A 19,735-nucleotide genomic window follows, 5' to 3' on the forward strand; every position below is an offset into this window, starting at 1 on the left:
AAAAATCTCCGCGCGATAAGAAGCAATTTTTATCGGCGTTCCCTGGACGGCAGGGAAGGGTGGGTTGAGTCCATCCTGATGCACCCAAAGCGATCACAGTAAGGTCGCAGAGGGTTTTGACATGTGCAGGCGTTACCGAATGCCGGACAATGTCGAGCCGTTCCAGCCCAAAGACGGATCCCACCGCAGCCCCCAGGCCGCGCGTGACCCGGGGCTGTAAGGTAGGGGGATAGCCCCCATTTGGTGACCCTGCGGGACCGCTTAGCCGCTCTTTCTATGGAGTGGCTTAGCCTGGGCGACGCTGGGGAGCATCACGCGGATGATGCAGGCGCGTTCAGGCGTCCAATCTTCCGAATTCTTCCTGAAATTTCAGGCGTGATGCGCGCATTAGCGCAACCCCTTACGTTGCTCCGTTTTTCCGTTCCTTGCCAGGGTGAGGTCGGCCCTTCGGGCCATGCTTCATGGCCCGCGTATGCTGTGAAGGAGCCCGCGCTCGTAGCCCAAAGGGCCGCGCGGGATGTTTTTGCAAACGGAGTAGGCACAATGACGACAGTTAGCAGCGATCGCATTCGGATCAAGCTCAAAGCCTACGATTACCGCATTCTGGATAAAGCCGTTGCGGAAATCGTGGATACGGCGCGCAATACCGGTGCCGGTGTGGCGGGACCAATTCCCCTGCCCACCAACATTCACAAGTACACCGTGCAGCGTTCCGTGCATGTGGACAAAAAGTCCCGTGAGCAGTTTGAAATGCGCATTCACAAGCGGCTCATGGATATCCTGGAACCCACGCAGCAGACCGTCGACGCGCTGGGCAAGCTTTCGTTGCCCGCCGGTGTGGACGTGGAAATCAAGCTCTAGCGAGAGGCAGTCATGGCTGAGAAAATGGGAATTTTGGGTCGCAAACTTGGTATGACCCGCATATTTGACGGCGCTGGCGCTGCCGTGCCCGTCACGGTGATTGAGGCCGGTCCGTGCCCCGTCACCCAGGTCAAAACTGCGGATACTGACGGCTACAACGCCGTTCAGATCGCGCTGACCCCCGCTAAGGAAAAGCACAGCACCAAGGCTATGCAGGGACACTTCGCCAAGGCTGGCAAGGGTCTTTTCCGCCATCTGCGCGAAATCCGCCTTGCGGGTGCGCCGGAGCAGGAGCTGGGTCAGGAACTGACCGTTGAAATTTTCGCCGCAGGCGATACGGTCAAGGTGACCGGCACAAGCATGGGTAAAGGCTACCAGGGGCGTATGCGCCGCTGGAATTTCGCCGGTTCCAAAGATACCCACGGCTGCGAAAAGGTGCACCGCAACAATGGTTCCATTGGTAACAACACCTTTCCTGGCCACGTTTTTAAGGGTCGGAAAATGGCGGGCCATTGGGGCAATGAAACCGTTACGGAAATGGGCCTGACCATCGTTGATGTGCGTCCTGAGGACAACGTCATCCTGGTCAAAGGTTCCGTGCCCGGCCCCAAGAACGGGCTGGTGCTGATCCGCAAGCAGTAGAGGAAGCAGCAATGGCTACCGTGAAAGTATATGACCAGAACAAGCAGGAAAGCGGCGAAATCACGCTGGCTTCCGACGTGTTCGAAATCGAGGTGAGGCCTGAAATCCTCAATCTCGTGGCGCGCGCCCAGATGGCGGCCAAACGCGCCGGCACGCATATGGCAAAGACCCGTGCGCTGGTTTCCGGCGGCGGCGTTAAGCCCTGGAAGCAGAAGGGTACGGGCCGCGCCCGTTCCGGCTCCAACCGTTCGCCCATTTGGCGCGGTGGTGCCATCATCTTCGGACCCAGCCCCCGCGATTACAGCTTCAAGGTTAACAGCAAGGTGCGCGCCCTGGCCATGAAGATGGCCCTGTCGAGCCGCTTGGCTGCCGCAACCCTGATGGTGGTCAAGGGTATTGAACTGCCCGAAGCCAAGACCAAGCATTTCGCCAAGGTTGCCGACACGCTGGGCCTTTCCAAGGCTCTCATCGTGGCACCCGCCGAAGACAGCGCGCTGGTTCGTTCCGCTCGCAACATTCCGGGCCTCACCATGACCACTGTCGATCGCCTGAGCGTGCTTGAAATCCTCAAGCACAAGCAGCTCGTTCTGCTTGAAGGCGCTATCGAACCTGTTCAGGCTCGTTTCGCAAAGAAGGGGGCGTAAGATGGAAACCACTTCTGTTCTGCTCAAGCCCCTGCTGACCGAAAAGACGACCTTGATCAAGGACGAAGCCCAGCAGGTCGCCTTTATGGTCCACACCCTGGCCAACAAGCTTGAAATCAAGCAGGCCGTGGAAAAGGCTTTTGATGTTAAAGTGGAAGCCGTCAACGTAGTGCGCCGCGCCCCCATGAACAGGGAGCGTCAGGGTCGCGTTGTTGGCCGTAAGCCCGGCTGGAAGAAAGCGTATGTTACGCTGCGCCAGGGCGATAAAATTGAGTTCTTCGAGGGAGTGTAATCATGGCTGTCCGCAAGCTGAAACCGACCTCCGCGGGGCGTCGCTTCCAGACGGTTTCCGACTTTGAGGAAATCACCCGGACGCGCCCTGAGAAGTCGCTCACTGAAGGCCTCACCAAAAAGGCCGGTCGCAACAATCTGGGTCGAGTCACCAGCCGCCGTCGCGGTGGTGGTGTTAAGCGTCTGTACCGCATCATCGATTTCAAGCGCGACAAGACCGGCATTGAAGCCACTGTTGCGCACATTGAATACGATCCCAACCGTACCGCCCGTATCGCGCTGCTGCACTATTCGGACGGCGAAAAGCGCTACATCCTCGCTCCGGTTGGCTTGAAGCAGGGTGACAAGATCATGTCCGGCATCAACGAGCGCAATGGCGTTGTGGCCGACATTAAACCCGGCAATGCTTTGCAGATGGCCCGCATTCCTGTGGGTACCGTTGTGCACAACATTGAGCTTTACCCCGGCAAGGGCGGCCAGATGTGCCGCGCCGCCGGTACCTACGCCCAGCTGGTCGCCAAAGAAGGCAACTACGCCCTGCTGCGTCTGCCTTCGGGCGAAGTGCGCAAGGTGCTTGCTACCTGCGTGGCTACCGTGGGTCAGGTGGGCAACGTGCATCACGAAACCATCTCTCTGGGCAAAGCTGGCCGCAACCGCTGGCTGGGTCGTCGTCCCAAGGTTCGCGGCGTTGCCATGAACCCCATCGACCACCCCCTGGGCGGTGGCGAAGGCAGAAGCTCTGGTGGCCGTCATCCTGTGTCGCCTTGGGGTATGCCTGCCAAGGGTTACAAGACCCGCGACAAGAAGAAGGCCTCTTCCCGGCTGATCATCAAACGCCGCGGCCAGAAGTAGGAGTAGCTCATGCCGAGATCGTTGAAAAAAGGGCCGTTTGTTGACGGCCATCTGATGAAAAAGGTCGACAGCACCGTGGCCAACAGCGACCGCCGTGTAGTCAAGACCTGGTCGCGCCGCTCGACCATCCTGCCCGAAATGGTGGGACTGACCTTTGCGGTGCACAATGGCAAGAAGTTCGTGCCGGTGTTCGTTACCGAAAACATGGTTGGCCACAAGCTGGGTGAATTCTCGCCCACTCGTACCTTCCATGGGCATGCCGCCGACAAAAAGGCCAAGGCCGGCAAGAAGTAGGGTAGGCATATGGAATCTAAAGCTATTGCAAAATTCCAGCGCGTTTCGCCGCGCAAGACCCGTCTTGTGGCCAAGAACGTGCAGGGTCTTGGAGTGGAGGAGGCTATGAACCTTCTGCGCTTCACGCCCAACAAGCCCGCTGGCGTGCTTTTCGGCGTGCTCAAGAGCGCGTTGGCCAATGCCTCGCAGCTGGGCGGCGTTGATGTGGATGCCATGGTGGTGAAGGAAATCGTGGTGAACGAAGGCCCCACCTGGAAGCGCTTTATGCCCCGGGCCCAAGGCCGGGCGACCAAGATTCACAAGCGCACCAGCCACATCACCGTTATACTCGCAGAAGGGCAGGAATAGGCTATGGGTCAGAAAGTACATCCGTTCGGGTTCCGGCTTGGGTACAACAAGAATTGGCAGTCCCGCTGGTTCAGCAAGAAGGAATACCCTGCCTTTGTCTATGAAGACAGCAAAATCCGCGCGTTCGTGAAGAAGCTCCTGTTTCATGCCGGGGTTTCCAAGATCGAGATCGAACGTGCCGGCGGCAAGGTACGGCTTATCCTTTCCACCGCTCGCCCCGGTATTGTTATCGGCCGCAAGGGTGTGGAAATCGAAAAGCTTCGCAACGATCTTCGTCAGAAGTTCGGCCGCGAGTTCTCTCTTGAAGTGAACGAAATCCGTCGCCCCGAAGTGGACGCCCAGCTGGTGGCCGAGAACATCGCCCAGCAGCTTGAGCGCCGCGTGGCCTTCCGGCGCGCCATGAAGCGTACCGTGTCCATGGCCCGCAAGTTTGGCGGCGAAGGCATCAAGGTAACCTGCGCCGGACGTCTGGCTGGTGCAGAAATCGCACGTACCGAATGGTACCGCGATGGCCGAGTGCCCTTGCAGACTCTGCGTGCCGACATTGACTACGGTTTTGCCGAAGCGCACACCACCTACGGCATCATCGGTGTCAAGGTGTGGATCTATAAGGGTGAAATCCTTGACAAAGAGGTTGATCAGTAATGCTTGCGCCCAAAAGAGTTAAATTCCGCAAGTGGCAGAAAGGCCGCCTGCGTGGCCTGGCCACCCGCGGCGCCACCATTGCGTTTGGTGATATCGGCCTTAAAACCGTGCAGCATGGCCAGCTTTCCAGCCAGCAGATTGAAGCTGCTCGTATCGCCATGATGCGTCACATCAAGCGTGGCGGCAAAGTGTGGATCCGTGTGTTCCCCGACCGCCCCGTCACGGCCAAGCCTCTGGAAACCCGTCAGGGTTCCGGTAAGGGCGCGCCCGTGGGTTGGTGCGCTCCGGTCAAGCCCGGTCGCGTGCTGTATGAAATCAAGGGCGTGAGCCTTGACCTCGCGCGTGAGGCGCTGACCCGCGCCGCTCACAAGCTGCCCGTTAAGACCATCATTGTGGTGAGGGAGGGCATCTAAATGGCTGCCAAGAAAAAGACCGAAACCGCCGCCCGGCCCGCCGCACAGGATCTGCGCTCCATGAGCGTGGAAGAACTGCGCACGGCTCTTACCGAGCAGCGCCAGGAACTGATGAGCGCCCGCTTCAAGCATGCCGCTGCGCAGCTTGAAAAGACTTCCGAACTGAAAGTCATGCGTAAGCAGGTGGCGCGCATCGAGACCGTATTGAACGAAAAGGAACAGAGGGCCTGAACATGCAAGCTCTGGAAGATCGCAAGGGCAGAATGCTGACCGGCATTGTGGTAAGCGACAAGAACGACAAGACCATTGTCGTGCGCGTCGAGACCCTGGTCAAGCATCCTCTGCTTAAGAAGTATGTGAGGCGCCGCAAGAAGTTCACGGCTCATGATCCCATGAACGAATGCGGTATGGGCGACAAGGTTAAAATTGTGGAGTTCCGTCCGCTTTCGCGCAACAAGCGCTGGCATCTGGTCTCCATCATTGAAAAAGCCGTGTAGGGTAGTGCCATGATCCAGGTAGAATCGACGCTTCAGGTGGCCGATAATTCCGGCGCCAAAAAGGTTGCCTGCATCAAGGTGCTGGGCGGTTCACACCGCCGCTACGCCTCGGTGGGCGACATTATCGTGGTTTCCGTTAAGGAAGCAATGCCCCACAGCAAGGTTAAGAAGGGCGATGTTATGAAGGCTGTTATCGTGCGTACCGCTAAAGAAGTGCGTCGCATGGACGGCAGCTACATCAAGTTCGACGGCAACGCCGCTGTGCTGCTCTCCAACCAGGGTGAGCCGGTGGGTACGCGTATCTTTGGCCCCGTGGCCCGTGAGCTGCGCGCCCAGAACTTTATGAAAATTATTTCGCTGGCCCCGGAAGTGCTGTAGGAGACCGTCATGAAAATGTATCGCATCCGCAAGGACGACAAGGTGATGGTAATCGCCGGCAAGGACGCGGGCAAAATCGGCAAGGTGCTGAAGATCCTGCGCAAGAAGGATCGCGTGCTTGTGGAAAAGACCAACATGGTCAAGCGCCACATGCGCCCCAACCCCTATGCCCAGCAGCCTGGCGGTATCGTGGAAAAGGAAATGCCTATCCACGTGTCCAACCTTATGGTTGTCTGCTCTGCCTGCGGCAAGGCCACTCGAGTGGGTTACAAGACCATCGAGTCCGAGGGCAAGGAAAAGAAAGTGCGCTTCTGCAAAAAGTGCAACGAAGTAATGGAATAAGGTGATACGATGACACGCCTTGAAAAGATATATAGAGAGAAGGTGGTTCCGGTACTGCAGAAGGAGTTCAGTTACTCCTCTTCGATGCAACTGCCCGGTATCGAAAAGATCTCTCTGAACATCGGCCTTGGCGCCGCTAGCTCGAACAACAAGCTGATGGAAGAAGCCATGGCGGAACTTACCGCGATTGCTGGCCAGAAAGCTGTGGTTACCCGGGCTAAAAAGTCCATCGCCGCATTTAAGCTGCGCGAAGGCATGCCTATCGGTGTGCGCGTCACCCTGCGCAAGGAACGCATGTGGGACTTCCTGGACAAGCTCATGAACTTTGCCTTGCCCCGAGTGCGTGACTTCCGTGGTATCCCTGACCGCGGTTTCGATGGGCGCGGCAATTTCACCCTGGGCATTAAAGAACACACCATCTTCCCTGAAATGGAAGCTGACCGTGTTGAAAACCCCAAGGGCATGAACATCACCATCGTCACCACGGCGGCCACGGACAAAGAAGGCAAGTTCCTTCTCGACCAGCTTGGCATGCCGTTCCGCAAGTAGGAGTTAAGCCATGTCCCGTACTTCTCTGGAAGTAAAGGCCAAGCGCAAGCCTAAGTTCAGCGCCCGCGCCTACAATCGCTGCCCGCTTTGCGGTCGCCCCAGGGCTTTCCTGCGCCAGTTCGGCATCTGCCGTATCTGCTTCCGCAACATGGCCCTTCGTGGTGAACTGCCCGGCGTGCGCAAGTCGAGCTGGTAAAATTTCCGGGCGTGCAAACGCCCGGGAGGCGCGCCCTGCGCGCCAGCGGGAAGTGGCGGCATCGTGCCGTCAACCCCGCCCCCAAACTCTCAGGAGCATTCGATGTTGACAGATCCCATTGCGGATATGCTCACCCGCATCCGCAACGCGCATTTGGCCCTGCACAAGGAAGTAAATGTGCCGAGCTCGAAGATGAAGGAATCTTTAGCCGCCATCCTCAAGCAGGAAGGTTACGTCGAAGACGTGGCCGTGGCCGAAAAAAACATTGTTATTACCCTTAAGTACCAGAAGGGAAAGCCCGTCATCAGCGGGCTGAAGCGTGTGAGCACGCCCGGTCGCCGGGTTTATGTTGGCGCGCATAACATCCCCAGGGTGCAGAACGGCCTCGGCATCTGCATTTTGTCCACGTCCAGCGGCGTGCTGGACGGCATGACCGCCCATGAGAAGAAGGTGGGCGGCGAACTTCTGTGCGAAATCTGGTAGGCGGTGCACCATGTCGAGAATAGGTAGACTGCCCGTTGCCGTTCCCAATGGCGTTGAAGTCAAGATCGGAACGGATGTTGTGGAAGTTAAAGGGCCCAAGGGCTCGCTGAGCACCCCTGTCTGCTCTCTGCTCACTTACGAGCAGGCCGATGGTCACGTGACCCTTGGCCGTATAGAAGATACCCGCCAGAGCCGTTCGCAGCACGGCCTGCGCCGCACCCTTCTTGCCAACTGCATTGAAGGCGTTACCAAGGGCTTCTCCAAGGGCCTGGAAGTTATCGGCGTCGGTTACCGCGTGGCGGTCAAGGGCAACATTATCGAGCTTTCTGTGGGCTATTCCCACCCTGTGCTCGTTGAACTGCCCGACGGCATCAAGGCCGTGGTTGAAGGTCAGGTTCTGACCCTCTCCGGCATCGACAAGGAACTTGTGGGCGAAATGGCCGCCAAGATTCGCCGCATTCGTAAGCCTGAACCTTACAAGGGCAAGGGCATCAAGTACGTTACCGAGACTATCCGCCGCAAGGTTGGTAAGTCCGGCGGCAAGAAGTAGGGGGGCGCGTCATGAAATACAGCAAGAACGAATCCCGGCAGCGCCGCAAGATCCGTATCCGCAAGAAAGTCAACGGCACCTTCGAGCGCCCGCGTCTGGTTGTGTTCAGGTCCAACCTGCACATCTACGCCCAGATCATCAACGATCTGGATGGCGTGACCCTGGCTGCTGCCTCTACCCTTACGCTTTCCAAGACCGAAGCCGGCATGCACTGCAATAAGAGCGGCGCCGAGATGGTGGGCAAGGAAATTGCCCGGATGGCCAAGGAGAAGAATATCAATCAGGTGGTATTCGATCGCAACGGGTACATTTATCACGGTCGCGTCAAGGCCGTAGCCGACGGCGCCCGCGAAGGCGGCTTGGAGTTCTAATATGCGTCAGGAAAATACTGAAACTCAGCAGAACGAGTTGGGCGAAATCGAAAAGATCGTTTCCCTCAACCGCGTGGCCAAGGTCGTCAAGGGCGGTCGCCGTTTCAGCTTCAGCGCCCTCGTTGTCGTGGGCGATGGCAAGGGCGGCGTGGGCTTCGGTCTGGGCAAGGCCCAGGAAGTGCCTGAAGCACTGCGCAAAGCCACCGAACGCGCTCGCAAGAACCGCGTTCAGGTTGCCCTTGTTGAAGGCACCCTTCCTTATGAAGTGCTCGGCCGTTTCGGCGCCGGTCGCGTCATGCTGAAGCCCGCCTCTGAAGGTACCGGCATCATTGCCGGCGGTGCCGTGCGCGCCGTCATGGAAGCCGTAGGCATCCGCGACGTCCTCGCTAAGGCCATTGGTACCAACAATCCGCACAACGTGCTTCGTGCCACCATGCAGGGCCTCGTTTCCCTGCGCAGCGCCGAAGATGTTTCGGCCCTGCGCGGCAAGAAGCTGGAAGCCCCGAGGAAGTAACCATGGCAGAAATCAAGGTAAAACTCGTGCGTTCGCGCATCGGCTCCACGCCTGCGCAGCGCAAGCTGCTGGACTCCCTTGGCCTCAAGCGCCGCGAGATGGTCAAGACGTTCAAGGATACCCCGGCTATCCGGGGCATTATCGCCAAAGTTCCGCATATGGTTGCCGTTGTTGAGTAACGGCCAAAGGATATACCATGCAACTGCACAATCTGTTTCCTTTTCCGGAAGAGCGTAAGACCCGCCGTCGCGTGGGCCGTGGCTCTGGTTCCGGTCTGGGCTGCACTGCGGGCAAGGGCCACAAAGGGCAGAACGCTCGCGCCGGTGGCGGTGTCCGCCCTGGTTTTGAAGGCGGCCAGATGCCCCTGCAACGCCGTTTGCCCAAGCACGGCTTTAAAAACGCCCCCTTCAAGGTCACCTACGACATCGTCAATCTTGACGCTCTCGTGTCGGCCTTCCCGGGCAAAACCACCATCACCCTTGACGACATGTACGCTCGCGGTATTGTCCGCATGGGCGCGCCCGTGAAAGTTCTTTCGCGCGGCGAAGTCTCAGGCGCTCTGTCGGTGGAGGCTCACAAGTTCAGCCAGGCTGCTGCGGATAAGATCCGCCAGGCCGGCGGGAACGTCACTGAGCTGGAAGCGGTTTCTGCCGCTGAATAATTAGGTGGCCGCGCGCGAGCGCGGCCTCACGGCTTTTCACTGGCGTCATTGCCCGCCTTTTGGCGGGCAATGACGTTGCGCACATACTGCGCCACAGGCGCACAAACGCAACGAGTGTTTCATGGCAGTAGGATCGGCAAACAATATGGCAGGCCAGGCTTCGCTGACCAAACGCATCGGCTGGACCTTCCTGATTTTGTGCTGCTACCGCATCGGCGTTCACGTACCCATTCCGGGCGTTGACGCTTCTGCGCTGGCGTCGTTTTTTCAAAGCATGTCCGGCACGCTTTTCAGCCTGTTCGACATGTTTTCCGGCGGCGGCCTGTCCAACGTCTCGGTGTTCGCTCTGGGCGTCATGCCTTACATTTCGGCAAGCATTATCATCCAGCTTTTGCAGGTGGTCAGCCCCGACATCAAGCGCATGGCCAAGGAAGAAGGGCAGGCGGGACGGCGTAAAATCACGCAGTACACCCGTTATCTCACAGTGCTTATCACCCTGGTGCAGGGCCTTGGCATTGCCGTTGGTCTGGAAAATATGACCAGTCCTGCTGGCGCGCCTGTGGTTCTGGCACCCGGCTGGCATTTCCGTCTTGTGACCATGGCTACCTTTACGGCTGGTTCCGTGCTGGTCATGTGGCTTGGCGAGCAAATCACGGAGCGTGGTATCGGCAACGGTATCTCGCTGATTATTTTCTGCGGTATCGTGGTGGGCATTCCCCGCGGCATCATCCAGTCTGTTGCTCTTATACAGGCTGGTGACATGAGCATTTTCATGGCAATTGTTATCGTGGTCCTGATGGCTGCGGTTACGGTAGCCATCGTGTTCGTTGAACGCTCGCAGAGAAGAATCCCCATCAGTTACGCCAAGCGTCAGGTCGGACGTAAAATGTACGGTGGTCAGAACTCGCATCTGCCTTTGCGTCTGAACACGGCGGGCGTTATTCCGCCTATTTTCGCATCTTCGCTCCTGCTGTTCCCTGCGACCATTGGTCAGTTTTCGACCAACCATTATGTGAAGCAGGCAGCCGATTTCTTCTCGCCGCACGGCGTTGCTTACAACGTCCTGTATGTGGCCTTGATGTTTTTCTTCTGCTATTTTTACACGGCCATCATTTTTGATCCCAAGGATATGGCTGAAAATCTGAAGAAGAACGGCGGTTTCATCCCCGGGATTCGTCCTGGTGAAAAAACCCAGGAATACGTGGACACGGTGCTTTCACGGCTGACCCTTTCGGGGGCCACCTATATTTCAATAGTCTGCCTGCTGCCCATGCTGCTCATCAGCAACTTTAACGTGCCTTTCTATTTTGGCGGCACGAGCTTGCTGATCCTTGTGGGCGTGGCCATGGACTTCATGAATCAGGTGGAATCACACATGATCTCCAGCCAGTATCAGGGCCTCATGGCCAAGGCGCGGAAGAGCGGCAGGCTCTAGAAAGTTGGGGCAGGCCTCGGGCTTGCTCTCTGCTTTCGCAAGCGCGGATGGTGATTGTATAATGAAAAAATATCACGGCGCATTCATCAAGAATGAAAGGGAAGTGGCCTGCCTGCGGGAAGCAAACCGCATGGTGGCCAACATACTGGATGCCGTGGGCGATATGGTGGAGCCGGGCCTGCCTACCATGCGTCTTGAAGAGTTGGCGCGCGACATGTGCGCCGACTACAAGGTAAAGCCAGCGTTTCTGGGCTACTGCGGTTATCCTTTCGCTCTGTGCTGCTCGGTCAACGAGCAGGTGGTGCATGGTTTTCCTTCTGCGCGGCTGCTTAAGGAAGGCGATATCGTGAGCATCGACATGGGCGTTGTGTATGAAGGTTTTGTGGGCGATGCCGCTCGTACCTTTCCGGTTGGCAAGGTCAGCGACGAAGCCCGCAAGCTCATGCGGATAACTGAAGAAAGCCTGTACGTTGGCATTGAACAGGCCCGGGCTGGCAATGATGTGTACGACATCGGCGCAGCTGTTCAGGATTATGTTGAGGCCGCCGGTTTCAACGTTGTGCGACGTTTTGTTGGGCATGGCGTGGGGGCGAAAATGCATGAAAAGCCCGAAGTTCCGAACTTCAGGCCGGGCATGCGTGGGTTGACCTTGCAAAATGGCATGGTCATTGCCATCGAACCCATGGTAACTGTTGGCACCTACGAAGTGAACATTCTGGACGATCAGTGGACCGCCGTGACACGCGATGGTTTGTGGGCCGCCCACTTTGAACACAGTGTTGCCATAACCCCAAATGGCCCCCAGATTCTCAGCATTTCGGACCGTGGTTTGAACCGGCACACAATTGAAGGTTGACATCAGCGTTAAAGCTGGATAAAGATTTCCGTTCCCGTCCTTAATTTTGAGGACTGCGGCCTGTTGTTCTATCGTGGCGAAGCCGCAAGCCGGATCTTTATTTGGTCAATGCAATGGTTTCTTATTGGAGATGAGGTATGAAAGTAAGACCTTCCGTCAAGAAAATATGCCCCAAGTGTAAGGTTATCCGGCGCAAGGGAGTGCTTCGAGTTATCTGCGAAAACCCCCGGCACAAGCAGCGCCAGGGCTAGGGCAGGAGACTAATTGTGGCGAGAATAGCAGGTGTTGATTTGCCTCGCGGCAAACGGGTGGACATTGCGCTCACCTACATTTATGGCATTGGCCGTACCACGGCCATGAAAATTCTGGATACCACCGGCGTTAACTGGGAGCGTAGCATCGACGACCTCTCCGCTGACGAAGTTAACGAGATCCGTAAGGAACTCGAACAGAACTACAAGGTGGAAGGCGACCTGCGTCGCGAAATCTCCAGCAACATTAAGCGCCTTATGGACATTGGTTGTTTCCGTGGCCTGCGTCACCGTCGCGGTTTGCCCGTGCATGGTCAGCGTACCCATACCAATGCCCGCACCCGTAAGGGACCCCGCCGCGGCGCCGTAGGCAAGAAGAAGTAGCGGTGCGGCTGCGCTTGTCGCAGTTTGTAAAGCGGATGCAGCAATAGTGCTGCCGTGAGGACGAACGGATTTTTCCGCCATTGACGGAAAAGAATCTGACAAGCTTCCAATTTGAGGTTAGTTATGGCCAGACCCAAGAAAGTGGTCAAGAAAAAGGAAAAGAAGAACGTGCCGGTGGGCATTGCCCACATCCAGGCTTCGTTCAACAACACCATCATTACTTTTACGGATACGCGCGGCAATGCTGTTTCCTGGGCCTCCTCGGGCCAGAGCGGCTTTAAGGGTTCGCGTAAGTCCACCCCCTTTGCTGCGCAGGTTGCCGCTGAAACGGCTGCCCGCAAGGCTCAGGACAACGGCATGCGTACTGTGGGCATCTATGTGAAAGGCCCCGGTTCCGGTCGTGAAGCCGCCATGCGCGCTATTTCGGCTATCGGCTTCAAGGTGGCGTTCATCCGCGACGTTACGCCCATTCCGCACAATGGCTGCCGGCCGCCCAAGCGCCGCCGCGTCTAGTTTGCGCCTAGCGTAAACCGCGCCAAAACCGTAAGAGGTAAAGATAGATGGCTAAATATACTGAAGCCAAGTGCCGCATGTGCCGTCGCGAAGGCTGCAAGCTTTTTCTGAAGGGCGACCGTTGCTTCACTGACAAGTGTGCATACGACCGTCGTCCTTATGCCCCCGGCCAGCATGGCCGCGCGCGCAAGAAGGTCAGCGAATACGCAGTGCAGCTGCGTGAGAAGCAGAAGACCCGCCGCGCTTACGGCATTCTCGAACGCCAGTTCCATGGCTACTTCGAGAAGGCCGAAATGCAGAAGGGCGTTACTGGTACCAACCTGCTCGTTATTCTTGAACGCCGCCTCGACAACGTGGTGTACCGTCTTGGTTTTGCCAACTCGCGCAACCAGGCTCGTCAGCTCGTGCGGCACGGCATTTTTACCCTCAACGGCCGCAAGGTGAACATTCCTTCCTTGCAGGTTCGCGTGGGTGACAGCATTGAAGTGCCCGAAAAGAACCGCAAGATTCCCGTGCTTGCAGAAGCTCAGGAAGTCATTGCACGTCGTGGTTGCCCCGCCTGGCTTGAAGCCGACGGCGCAGCTTTCAAAGGCTCTGTCAAGGCGCTGCCGCAGCGTGACGATATCCAGTTCCCCGTCAACGAGCAGCTGATTGTCGAACTTTACTCGAAATAAGCGGGGGTTCGCATGCTTATAAAACAGGGCGAACGCCTTATAAATGCACGCAACTGGTCAGAGCTTGTAAAGCCCGATCAGATCATGCGCGAAGAAGAAACCGCCAGCATCACGCATGGCAAATTCATTTGCGAACCGCTGGAACGGGGCTACGGCACCACCATCGGCAATGCAATGCGCCGGGTTCTTTTGTCGTCCCTTCAGGGTGCGGCCTTCGTGTCGGTGAAAATCATCGGTGTGCAGCATGAATTCACCACGGTGCACGGTGTTCTTGAAGACATCACTGATGTCATTCTGAACATCAAGCAGGTTCGCCTGCGCATGGACACCGATGAACCGCAACGCATTACCTTGCGCGTTGACCAGAAGGGTCCGGTGACTGCCGGAAACATTATGGGCAACCAGCATGTTGAAGTGCTCAACCCTGATCAGCACATTGCCACCCTCACCGAGGATGTCGTGCTTGAGATGGAATTTGAGGCTCGCATGGGCAAGGGCTATGTGCCTGCGGACATGCACGAGGGACTGAACGAGGAAATCGGCGTTATCAAGCTGGATTCCAGTTTCTCCCCTGTGCGTAAGGTGGCCTACACCGTGGAACAGGCACGCGTTGGTCAGATGACCAACTATGACCGCCTGTTGCTGGAAGTATGGACCGACGGCTCCCTCACACCCGAGGATGCCATTGCCTACAGTGCCAAGATCATCAAGGACCAGATTTCTGTGTTCATCAACTTTGATGAACGCGTGTCTGGCGACATGCGGCACGGCAGCGGCGAGAGCGGCGAAATTAATGAGCACCTGTACAAGAGCATTGACGATCTTGAATTGTCGGTGCGCGCCACCAACTGCCTGCGCGGCGCCAACATTGCCCTTGTGGGTGAACTGGTGCAGCGTTCTGAAGGCGAGATGCTCAAGACCAAGAATTTTGGTCGCAAGTCGTTGGATGAAATCAAGGGTGTTCTTTTGGACATGGGCCTTGACTTCGGCATGAAGGTCGATTCCTTCGACAAGAAATATCAGGAATGGAAAAGGAAGCAGCAAAATGAGGCATAGCAATTCCGGCAGGAAACTCTCGCGTACGCCTGCGCACCGTAAGGCCCTGTTGCAAAATCTCGCTAAGGCCCTGCTGATCCACGGCAAAATTCGCACCACGGAAATTAAGGCCAAGGAGCTGCGCCGGGTGGTGGAACCCCTGATCACCCTTGCCAAGCGCAACGACCTGCACGCCCGCCGTCAGGCTTACCGTGTGTTGAACGATCACGCTTTGGTTAAGCGCCTTTTTGACGAGATCGGTCCTGTTTTCGCCGGCGTTCCCGGCGGTTACACCCGTATCCTTAAGCTGGCCATGCCCCGTAAGGGCGACAACGCTCCCATGGCCATTATTGAGCTTTCTCGCGCTCTTGAAGCTGCTCCCGCTACGGAAGCCGCCACTGAAGAAGCGCCTGCCAAGCCCAAGCGTACCCGCAAGCCCAAGGCTGAAGAAACCGCCGAAGCGTAACCGCTTTGCTGGTTTGACGAATACTGACAAAGGGGCGCTCTGCGCCCCTTTGTCGTTTTGCCCCTTTCATATCAAAAATCAATGCAGCGGTTCGTTGTGGCCCCTTTGTGCATCCTCCCAATACGTTTCATATTGGGTTGGCGCTGTCTTGTAACTACGTTTACAAAGCTGACCCTTCGATCCGTCCGCCACTAGCCCATTCCCCATTACCGCCCTCATGGCACGCCATATTCTGTTCCCCACTTGATACGCCGTAGTATTCTGAGGAATCTACTTCATAGCCCTCAAGAGCTTTCAATTTGTCTCAGCCGCTAATTGGGGTGACAATTGTCATCATCAGTAGGAAGCGTGATTAAAGACAGATCCGACTCGAGAATTTTAGCTCGAAGAAGCCAGACAAAAATTCATGTCTTTGCACACAGCAAATTTGGCAAGAGATAAAGCTTGATAGAGTCTCTCTACACGCGCCCTCGCTCGTGATAACGTACGGTATTTTTCGCACATTTAAAAAATGGAAGTAGCCCGCCAAGTTGGTTATGTTTTGGTGAACCACCATCAAAACACTCCATCAAGGAAGGCTACAGATGAAAATTATCAGTGAGCGTGAGAAAAGGAAAGTTCCGGTTATTGAGGTTGATGAGCAAGAATTGCGGTCGCATGTGTCCGAGGTAGTGCGCCAGAGCGTTGAGGAAACACTAAACGGCCTACTTGATGCAGAAGCGGATGCTTTATGCCAGGCCAGGCGTTATGAACGTAATGCGCAACGTGCCAGCACCCGAGCAGGTCACTATGAACGGGATTTGCAGACCAAAGCCGGAACGGTTCAGCTTAAGGTCCCCAAGCTGCGGCATGTACCGTTTGAAACCGCGATAATCGAGCGGTATCGTCGTCGTGAAAGTTCCGTGGAAGAAGCGCTGGTGGAAATGTATCTGGCGGGCGTCTCCGTACGTCGTGTGGAAGACATCACAGAAGCGCTGTGGGGCAGCCGTGTCAGTCCAAGTACCATAAGTGACTTGAATCAGAAAATTTTTGAACGTGTAGAAGAATGGCGCAATCGTCCGCTTGAACCAAGGTACCCTTATGTTTTCGTGGACGGCATCTGGCTGAAGCGCTCCTGGGGCGGGGAAGTGCAGAACGTGTCTGTTCTTGTGGCTATCGGTGTGAATACAAGCGGTTTTCGTGAAATTCTTGGTGTAGCTGAAGGCTCCCGAGAGGACAGCGAGAGCTGGCGGCAATTCCTGCGCTATTTGCGCGAGCGCGGTCTTGAGCGGGTCGACCTGATGATATCAGACAAAAGTCTTGGGTTTCTGGATGCGCTTGGAGAATTTTATCCCGATGCGAAATGGCAACGTTGCGTGGTGCACTTCTACCGTAACGTATTGCACGCAACGCCTCGCGGCAAAGCCAAGGAGGTCGCCTTGATGCTCAAGGCTATCCACGCGCAAGAAGACAAAGAAGCCGCCCGCCAGAAAGCGATTGAGGTGGTGAAAAAACTCCAGGCATTACGCCTTGATAAAGCAGCCAGGATTTTGGAATCCGGATGCGATGAAACACTTTCCTATTATGCCTTTCCCTCAACGCATTGGCGGCATATCCGGACAAATAACCCGCTTGAACGCCTGAATCGGGAAATCCGCCGACGGACACGTGTGGTAGGCAGCTTTCCGGATGGTCATGCAGCGCTCATGCTGGTATCGGCTCGCCTGCGGTATATGGCGGGTCAAAAGTGGGGAACACAACGGTACATGAATATGAAGCAAGAAGTGTTGATATAGAACCGGAGCCGTCACGCCCCTTGCAGCCGCGATATCTTTGTGGGGTATCGCTCGCAAGGCTCCGCGCCGGCTCCTCAAGACACCGCCAAAACTCACACTGACTGACAGCTACAAAATGTGCGAAAAATTCTGGACACTACCTCGCTCGTACTAACTCTCTTGGCAGGAGTCTTACGCGCAAGACCTTCCGGGACTACGCTCAGGAAATTTGTGAGTGTTCTGAAAAGTCTTTTAAGGGCCGGTACTTTCTTGCTCAGGCGCGCCATTTACAGGCAGCCGCTGGAAGCTGAAGTGGATTCTGTTTGGAACGGAACACGTCGCGTAGATGGATACAGGAAAGGGGCGTACAGGCAACCCGCCCGTTCTTGGGCAGGATGCCTGCGGAATTAGGAGGAATAGAAAATGTTCAGAGTCGCTTTCCAGGCGTCTTTGTAGTTAAGGCTGTCCCCCGATATTTTTTGGTAGCCGCTCCAGACGCCTTTGTACAGCCACAAGTGGATGTAGCCAAGCTCAAGCAAAATTCAGGTTTTCAGCGGCCTCGTAGGTGCTATCCGGATCAGCTCAAGAGCGGTGTCGTTTGTGGTGATGTACGTGCCCAGCGGGCGTTAAAGTCCGTCATATTGCGGTAAACGGCACGCCCCGAAATGTCCGCAGTCTGGCGTCCTGTAATGAATGAGGTCAATTGGGTGTCGTTGGTGCCACCAAAATAGTCAATCCGGATTATGCATCTTTTGCTGCAGAGATTAGCACGCACTCGACCTCAAAACAGCCATCTGTGGCATGGGGAAACGCATTTTATGGAATTTTGATGATTGAGTGCGTGGTAAAGCAGATTTTCCTTATACTGAATGCATCAGGCGTTTTTTTCTGGTCGCATCTGAAAGCCATTTTGACAGCACAGATATACTCCACTAGCCCATCAACCGCTTGTTGCGGGCCAGCCTTGTCCCTCCATCTCCCCTCAAGAAACAATTCTTTCTGTGGTGAACCTGCTCCTTTTTTGTTGCGCTCCTTCACTTGGCTTAAATGTTTCAGCACACTTTTGTGGAAGAGGGCGCGTTCTGATGTTCATTTGTTAACGTTCGTTAACTATTTAATCACTTTTCCGAAACTGCAACGAGGCTATCATCGATGATTGTGATTTATATAACGTAAAAAATGATCGTTTTTGCAATAGATTAAGTGCAGTCTACAAAATTTTTTAACTGAATTTGCTGTATGGCATGTCTTTTGCTTGAATCGGTACATATTTGGACTGTTGCAGAAACTGTTTGCTTGATGAATGATCACTGTTTTTCTGATTATTGTTTTTACTATTAAATCCATATGCTCGAAAAATAACATAAAATGCATGCGGATTTGATAAAAATAACAGACTAAATGGAGGATGACATGGCTACAGCAACTACAGCTCTTGAAAATGCACTCGCACAACTGGAACAAGCGGCAGCCCTCGCCGGACTCGAACCTCATGTTCATGAATTTCTCAAGCGTCCCATGCGTGAACTTACAGTGCGTATCCCCCTTAAAATGGATAATGGTACTGTAAAAATTATTGAAGCCTATCGTTTTCACCACAACTGGGCCAACGGTCCCATCCGTGGTGGTACGCGTTTTCATAAGGATGAAACGCCCGATGACGTGCGCGCGCTGAGCATGTGGATGACCATCAAAAACGCCTGCAACAACATTCCCAACGGCGGCGGCAAGGGCGGTATTGCCGTTGACCCAACCACCTTGTCTCTCAACGAACTGGAAAGGTTGTGCCGTGGCTATATCCGCGCCATCTCATCCATCACCGGACCTTGGATGGACTTTCCCGGTGCCGATATTGGCACCGATGCCCGTACTCAAAGCTGGATGCTGGACGAATGGGAAGCCATGCACCAGCGCCTTGAACCAGCTGCCGTGAGCGGCAAGGCCATGCCCCTTGGCGGTTCTGCTGGGCGCGCACTGGCCACCAGCCGTGGCGTGCAGTACGCCACCCGTGCCGTTGCGGCCTCAGTGGGCAAGTCCATGTCGAGCCTGCGCGCAGTTGTGCAGGGTTTTGGCAAAGTGGGCGGAAACCTTGTGTCGCTGTACAATGAAGACAACGTGACCATTTGCGGTGTAAGCGACGTGAACGGCGGCATCTACAATGCTGATGGTTTGGATGTGAAGGACGTGTTCGCCTGGTTTGAAGAAAAAGGCACCCTCACCGGTTACCCCAAGGCCAAGGCCGTGACCAACGCGGAACTGTTGGTGCAGGATTGTGACGTGCTGGCCCCCTGCGCCGTGCAGAGCGTTATCACCCCTGAAAATGCGGCTGACGTTAAGGCGTGGGCCATTATGGAAGGCGCCAACGGCCCTGTGACTGTTGAAGCCGAAAAGATCCTGCGCGACCGCAAGGTTATTGACTGCCCCGATGTGTACGCAAACTCTGGCGGCACCCAGGTGGCGCATTTTGAGCGCATTCAGAATCTCAATAACGACTGCTGGACTGAAGAATTCGTCAACAAGAAGCTTGAAGGCGTGTTTCTTGACGTATTCAACGAAATATACGCTGTCTCCAACGAGAAAAACATCACCATGCGCATGGCCTGCTGGGTCAAGGCGTTGAACCACACAGTGGCTTCCATGAAGTGGCGTAGCTGGGTATAGGCGTTTTAGAAGCATAAGCTTAACGCCGCATCAAGGGGGGCAGCCGAAATTTGTGCCTCTGAACCAGAAATGGCGACCTCCCTGTTTTACCTCAAGCAACTGCACGTATGCAGGTTACCCAATGTGCGCCCAACGGGGTGCGCAATGCAGGCCGCCCGCCTGAACACCAACAGGC

General features: G+C 55.7%; 31 protein-coding genes. All 31 read left to right on the plus strand.

All coding sequences use genetic code 11. The features are described 5' to 3' along the window. Positions 1-543: 543 nt before the first annotated feature. The gene (rpsJ, locus tag ACUZ79_RS06270; RefSeq protein ID WP_022658146.1) at positions 544-861 is read left to right on the plus strand and encodes a 30S ribosomal protein S10; all 318 of its coding nucleotides are present in this window, start codon (positions 544-546) and stop codon (positions 859-861) included. 12 nt (positions 862-873) lie between these two features. Beyond that, positions 874-1,503, plus strand: coding sequence for a 50S ribosomal protein L3 (gene rplC, locus ACUZ79_RS06275; protein ID WP_240824100.1), 630 nt, complete (start codon positions 874-876; stop codon positions 1,501-1,503). An 11-nt stretch (positions 1,504-1,514) separates the two neighbouring features. Continuing rightward, positions 1,515-2,147, plus strand: a complete 633-nt coding sequence (gene rplD, locus ACUZ79_RS06280; RefSeq protein WP_240824102.1) for a 50S ribosomal protein L4 — start codon at positions 1,515-1,517, stop codon at positions 2,145-2,147. 1 nt (position 2,148) lies between these two features. Then, a complete protein-coding gene (gene rplW / locus ACUZ79_RS06285; RefSeq protein ID WP_192113624.1) occupies positions 2,149-2,439 on the plus strand; it encodes a 50S ribosomal protein L23 in 291 nt (96 codons plus the stop codon). Between the two features lie 2 nt (positions 2,440-2,441). Continuing rightward, a complete protein-coding gene (gene rplB, locus ACUZ79_RS06290) occupies positions 2,442-3,290 on the plus strand; it encodes a 50S ribosomal protein L2 (protein ID WP_240824104.1) in 849 nt (282 codons plus the stop codon). 9 nt (positions 3,291-3,299) lie between these two features. Continuing rightward, positions 3,300-3,584, plus strand: a complete 285-nt coding sequence (gene rpsS / locus ACUZ79_RS06295; protein WP_022658151.1) for a 30S ribosomal protein S19 — start codon at positions 3,300-3,302, stop codon at positions 3,582-3,584. Positions 3,585-3,593: 9 nt separating this feature from the next. Next, complete coding sequence (rplV, locus tag ACUZ79_RS06300) at positions 3,594-3,932, plus strand: 50S ribosomal protein L22 (RefSeq protein ID WP_022658152.1); 339 nt, start codon at positions 3,594-3,596, stop codon at positions 3,930-3,932. Positions 3,933-3,935: 3 nt separating this feature from the next. After that, complete coding sequence (gene rpsC / locus ACUZ79_RS06305) at positions 3,936-4,577, plus strand: 30S ribosomal protein S3 (RefSeq protein ID WP_192113622.1); 642 nt, start codon at positions 3,936-3,938, stop codon at positions 4,575-4,577. Then, positions 4,577-4,990 carry a 50S ribosomal protein L16 gene (gene rplP, locus ACUZ79_RS06310; RefSeq protein ID WP_022658154.1) on the plus strand — a complete coding sequence of 138 codons (414 nt, stop codon included), beginning with the start codon at positions 4,577-4,579 and terminating at the stop codon, positions 4,988-4,990. Before rpsC ends, rplP begins: the two co-directional genes overlap by 1 nt. Next, on the plus strand, positions 4,991-5,221 hold the full coding sequence (gene rpmC / locus ACUZ79_RS06315) for a 50S ribosomal protein L29 (protein ID WP_240824106.1): 231 nt from the start codon (positions 4,991-4,993) through the stop codon (positions 5,219-5,221). Between the two features lie 2 nt (positions 5,222-5,223). Then, positions 5,224-5,487 (plus strand): 30S ribosomal protein S17, encoded by a 264-nt coding sequence (gene rpsQ / locus ACUZ79_RS06320; RefSeq protein WP_022658156.1) that lies wholly within the window; start codon positions 5,224-5,226, stop codon positions 5,485-5,487. A gap of 9 nt (positions 5,488-5,496) precedes the next feature. Then, positions 5,497-5,865, plus strand: coding sequence for a 50S ribosomal protein L14 (rplN, locus tag ACUZ79_RS06325; protein ID WP_022658157.1), 369 nt, complete (start codon positions 5,497-5,499; stop codon positions 5,863-5,865). 9 nt (positions 5,866-5,874) lie between these two features. Continuing rightward, a complete protein-coding gene (gene rplX, locus ACUZ79_RS06330; protein WP_022658158.1) occupies positions 5,875-6,207 on the plus strand; it encodes a 50S ribosomal protein L24 in 333 nt (110 codons plus the stop codon). Positions 6,208-6,216: 9 nt separating this feature from the next. Then, entirely contained in the window at positions 6,217-6,756 is a 540-nt protein-coding gene (gene rplE, locus ACUZ79_RS06335; protein ID WP_240824108.1) for a 50S ribosomal protein L5, read from the plus strand. A gap of 10 nt (positions 6,757-6,766) precedes the next feature. Next, positions 6,767-6,952: a type Z 30S ribosomal protein S14 gene (locus ACUZ79_RS06340; protein ID WP_012624307.1), complete on the plus strand. Its 186-nt coding sequence runs from the start codon at positions 6,767-6,769 to the stop codon at positions 6,950-6,952. A gap of 102 nt (positions 6,953-7,054) precedes the next feature. Next, a complete protein-coding gene (gene rpsH, locus ACUZ79_RS06345; RefSeq protein WP_022658160.1) occupies positions 7,055-7,435 on the plus strand; it encodes a 30S ribosomal protein S8 in 381 nt (126 codons plus the stop codon). A 10-nt stretch (positions 7,436-7,445) separates the two neighbouring features. Further along, complete coding sequence (gene rplF, locus ACUZ79_RS06350; RefSeq protein WP_022658161.1) at positions 7,446-7,985, plus strand: 50S ribosomal protein L6; 540 nt, start codon at positions 7,446-7,448, stop codon at positions 7,983-7,985. A gap of 11 nt (positions 7,986-7,996) precedes the next feature. After that, complete coding sequence (gene rplR / locus ACUZ79_RS06355) at positions 7,997-8,356, plus strand: 50S ribosomal protein L18 (protein ID WP_192113620.1); 360 nt, start codon at positions 7,997-7,999, stop codon at positions 8,354-8,356. 1 nt (position 8,357) lies between these two features. Continuing rightward, positions 8,358-8,870, plus strand: coding sequence for a 30S ribosomal protein S5 (gene rpsE, locus ACUZ79_RS06360; RefSeq protein WP_022658163.1), 513 nt, complete (start codon positions 8,358-8,360; stop codon positions 8,868-8,870). 2 nt (positions 8,871-8,872) lie between these two features. Continuing rightward, positions 8,873-9,049 carry a 50S ribosomal protein L30 gene (gene rpmD, locus ACUZ79_RS06365; RefSeq protein ID WP_022658164.1) on the plus strand — a complete coding sequence of 59 codons (177 nt, stop codon included), beginning with the start codon at positions 8,873-8,875 and terminating at the stop codon, positions 9,047-9,049. 17 nt (positions 9,050-9,066) lie between these two features. Then, the gene (rplO, locus tag ACUZ79_RS06370; RefSeq protein ID WP_240824110.1) at positions 9,067-9,531 is read left to right on the plus strand and encodes a 50S ribosomal protein L15; all 465 of its coding nucleotides are present in this window, start codon (positions 9,067-9,069) and stop codon (positions 9,529-9,531) included. A gap of 121 nt (positions 9,532-9,652) precedes the next feature. Next, positions 9,653-10,966 (plus strand): preprotein translocase subunit SecY, encoded by a 1,314-nt coding sequence (gene secY / locus ACUZ79_RS06375; RefSeq protein WP_192113619.1) that lies wholly within the window; start codon positions 9,653-9,655, stop codon positions 10,964-10,966. 61 nt (positions 10,967-11,027) lie between these two features. Further along, complete coding sequence (gene map, locus ACUZ79_RS06380) at positions 11,028-11,822, plus strand: type I methionyl aminopeptidase (RefSeq protein WP_449251030.1); 795 nt, start codon at positions 11,028-11,030, stop codon at positions 11,820-11,822. 137 nt (positions 11,823-11,959) lie between these two features. Then, on the plus strand, positions 11,960-12,073 hold the full coding sequence (gene rpmJ / locus ACUZ79_RS06385) for a 50S ribosomal protein L36 (RefSeq protein WP_005027799.1): 114 nt from the start codon (positions 11,960-11,962) through the stop codon (positions 12,071-12,073). A gap of 15 nt (positions 12,074-12,088) precedes the next feature. Beyond that, positions 12,089-12,457: a 30S ribosomal protein S13 gene (rpsM, locus tag ACUZ79_RS06390; protein WP_022658169.1), complete on the plus strand. Its 369-nt coding sequence runs from the start codon at positions 12,089-12,091 to the stop codon at positions 12,455-12,457. Between the two features lie 123 nt (positions 12,458-12,580). Further along, a complete protein-coding gene (rpsK, locus tag ACUZ79_RS06395) occupies positions 12,581-12,970 on the plus strand; it encodes a 30S ribosomal protein S11 (RefSeq protein WP_136399285.1) in 390 nt (129 codons plus the stop codon). 47 nt (positions 12,971-13,017) lie between these two features. Continuing rightward, positions 13,018-13,644, plus strand: coding sequence for a 30S ribosomal protein S4 (gene rpsD / locus ACUZ79_RS06400; RefSeq protein ID WP_022658171.1), 627 nt, complete (start codon positions 13,018-13,020; stop codon positions 13,642-13,644). Between the two features lie 12 nt (positions 13,645-13,656). Continuing rightward, positions 13,657-14,700, plus strand: coding sequence for a DNA-directed RNA polymerase subunit alpha (locus ACUZ79_RS06405; protein ID WP_240824113.1), 1,044 nt, complete (start codon positions 13,657-13,659; stop codon positions 14,698-14,700). After that, positions 14,690-15,145, plus strand: coding sequence for a 50S ribosomal protein L17 (rplQ, locus tag ACUZ79_RS06410; protein WP_449251031.1), 456 nt, complete (start codon positions 14,690-14,692; stop codon positions 15,143-15,145). Before ACUZ79_RS06405 ends, rplQ begins: the two co-directional genes overlap by 11 nt. A gap of 584 nt (positions 15,146-15,729) precedes the next feature. Then, a complete protein-coding gene (locus tag ACUZ79_RS06415; protein WP_449250312.1) occupies positions 15,730-16,920 on the plus strand; it encodes an IS256 family transposase in 1,191 nt (396 codons plus the stop codon). A 1,392-nt stretch (positions 16,921-18,312) separates the two neighbouring features. Then, positions 18,313-19,560 carry a Glu/Leu/Phe/Val family dehydrogenase gene (locus ACUZ79_RS06420; protein ID WP_449251032.1) on the plus strand — a complete coding sequence of 416 codons (1,248 nt, stop codon included), beginning with the start codon at positions 18,313-18,315 and terminating at the stop codon, positions 19,558-19,560. Positions 19,561-19,735: the final 175 nt, after the last annotated feature.

This window comes from Desulfovibrio faecalis (assembly GCF_053570625.1).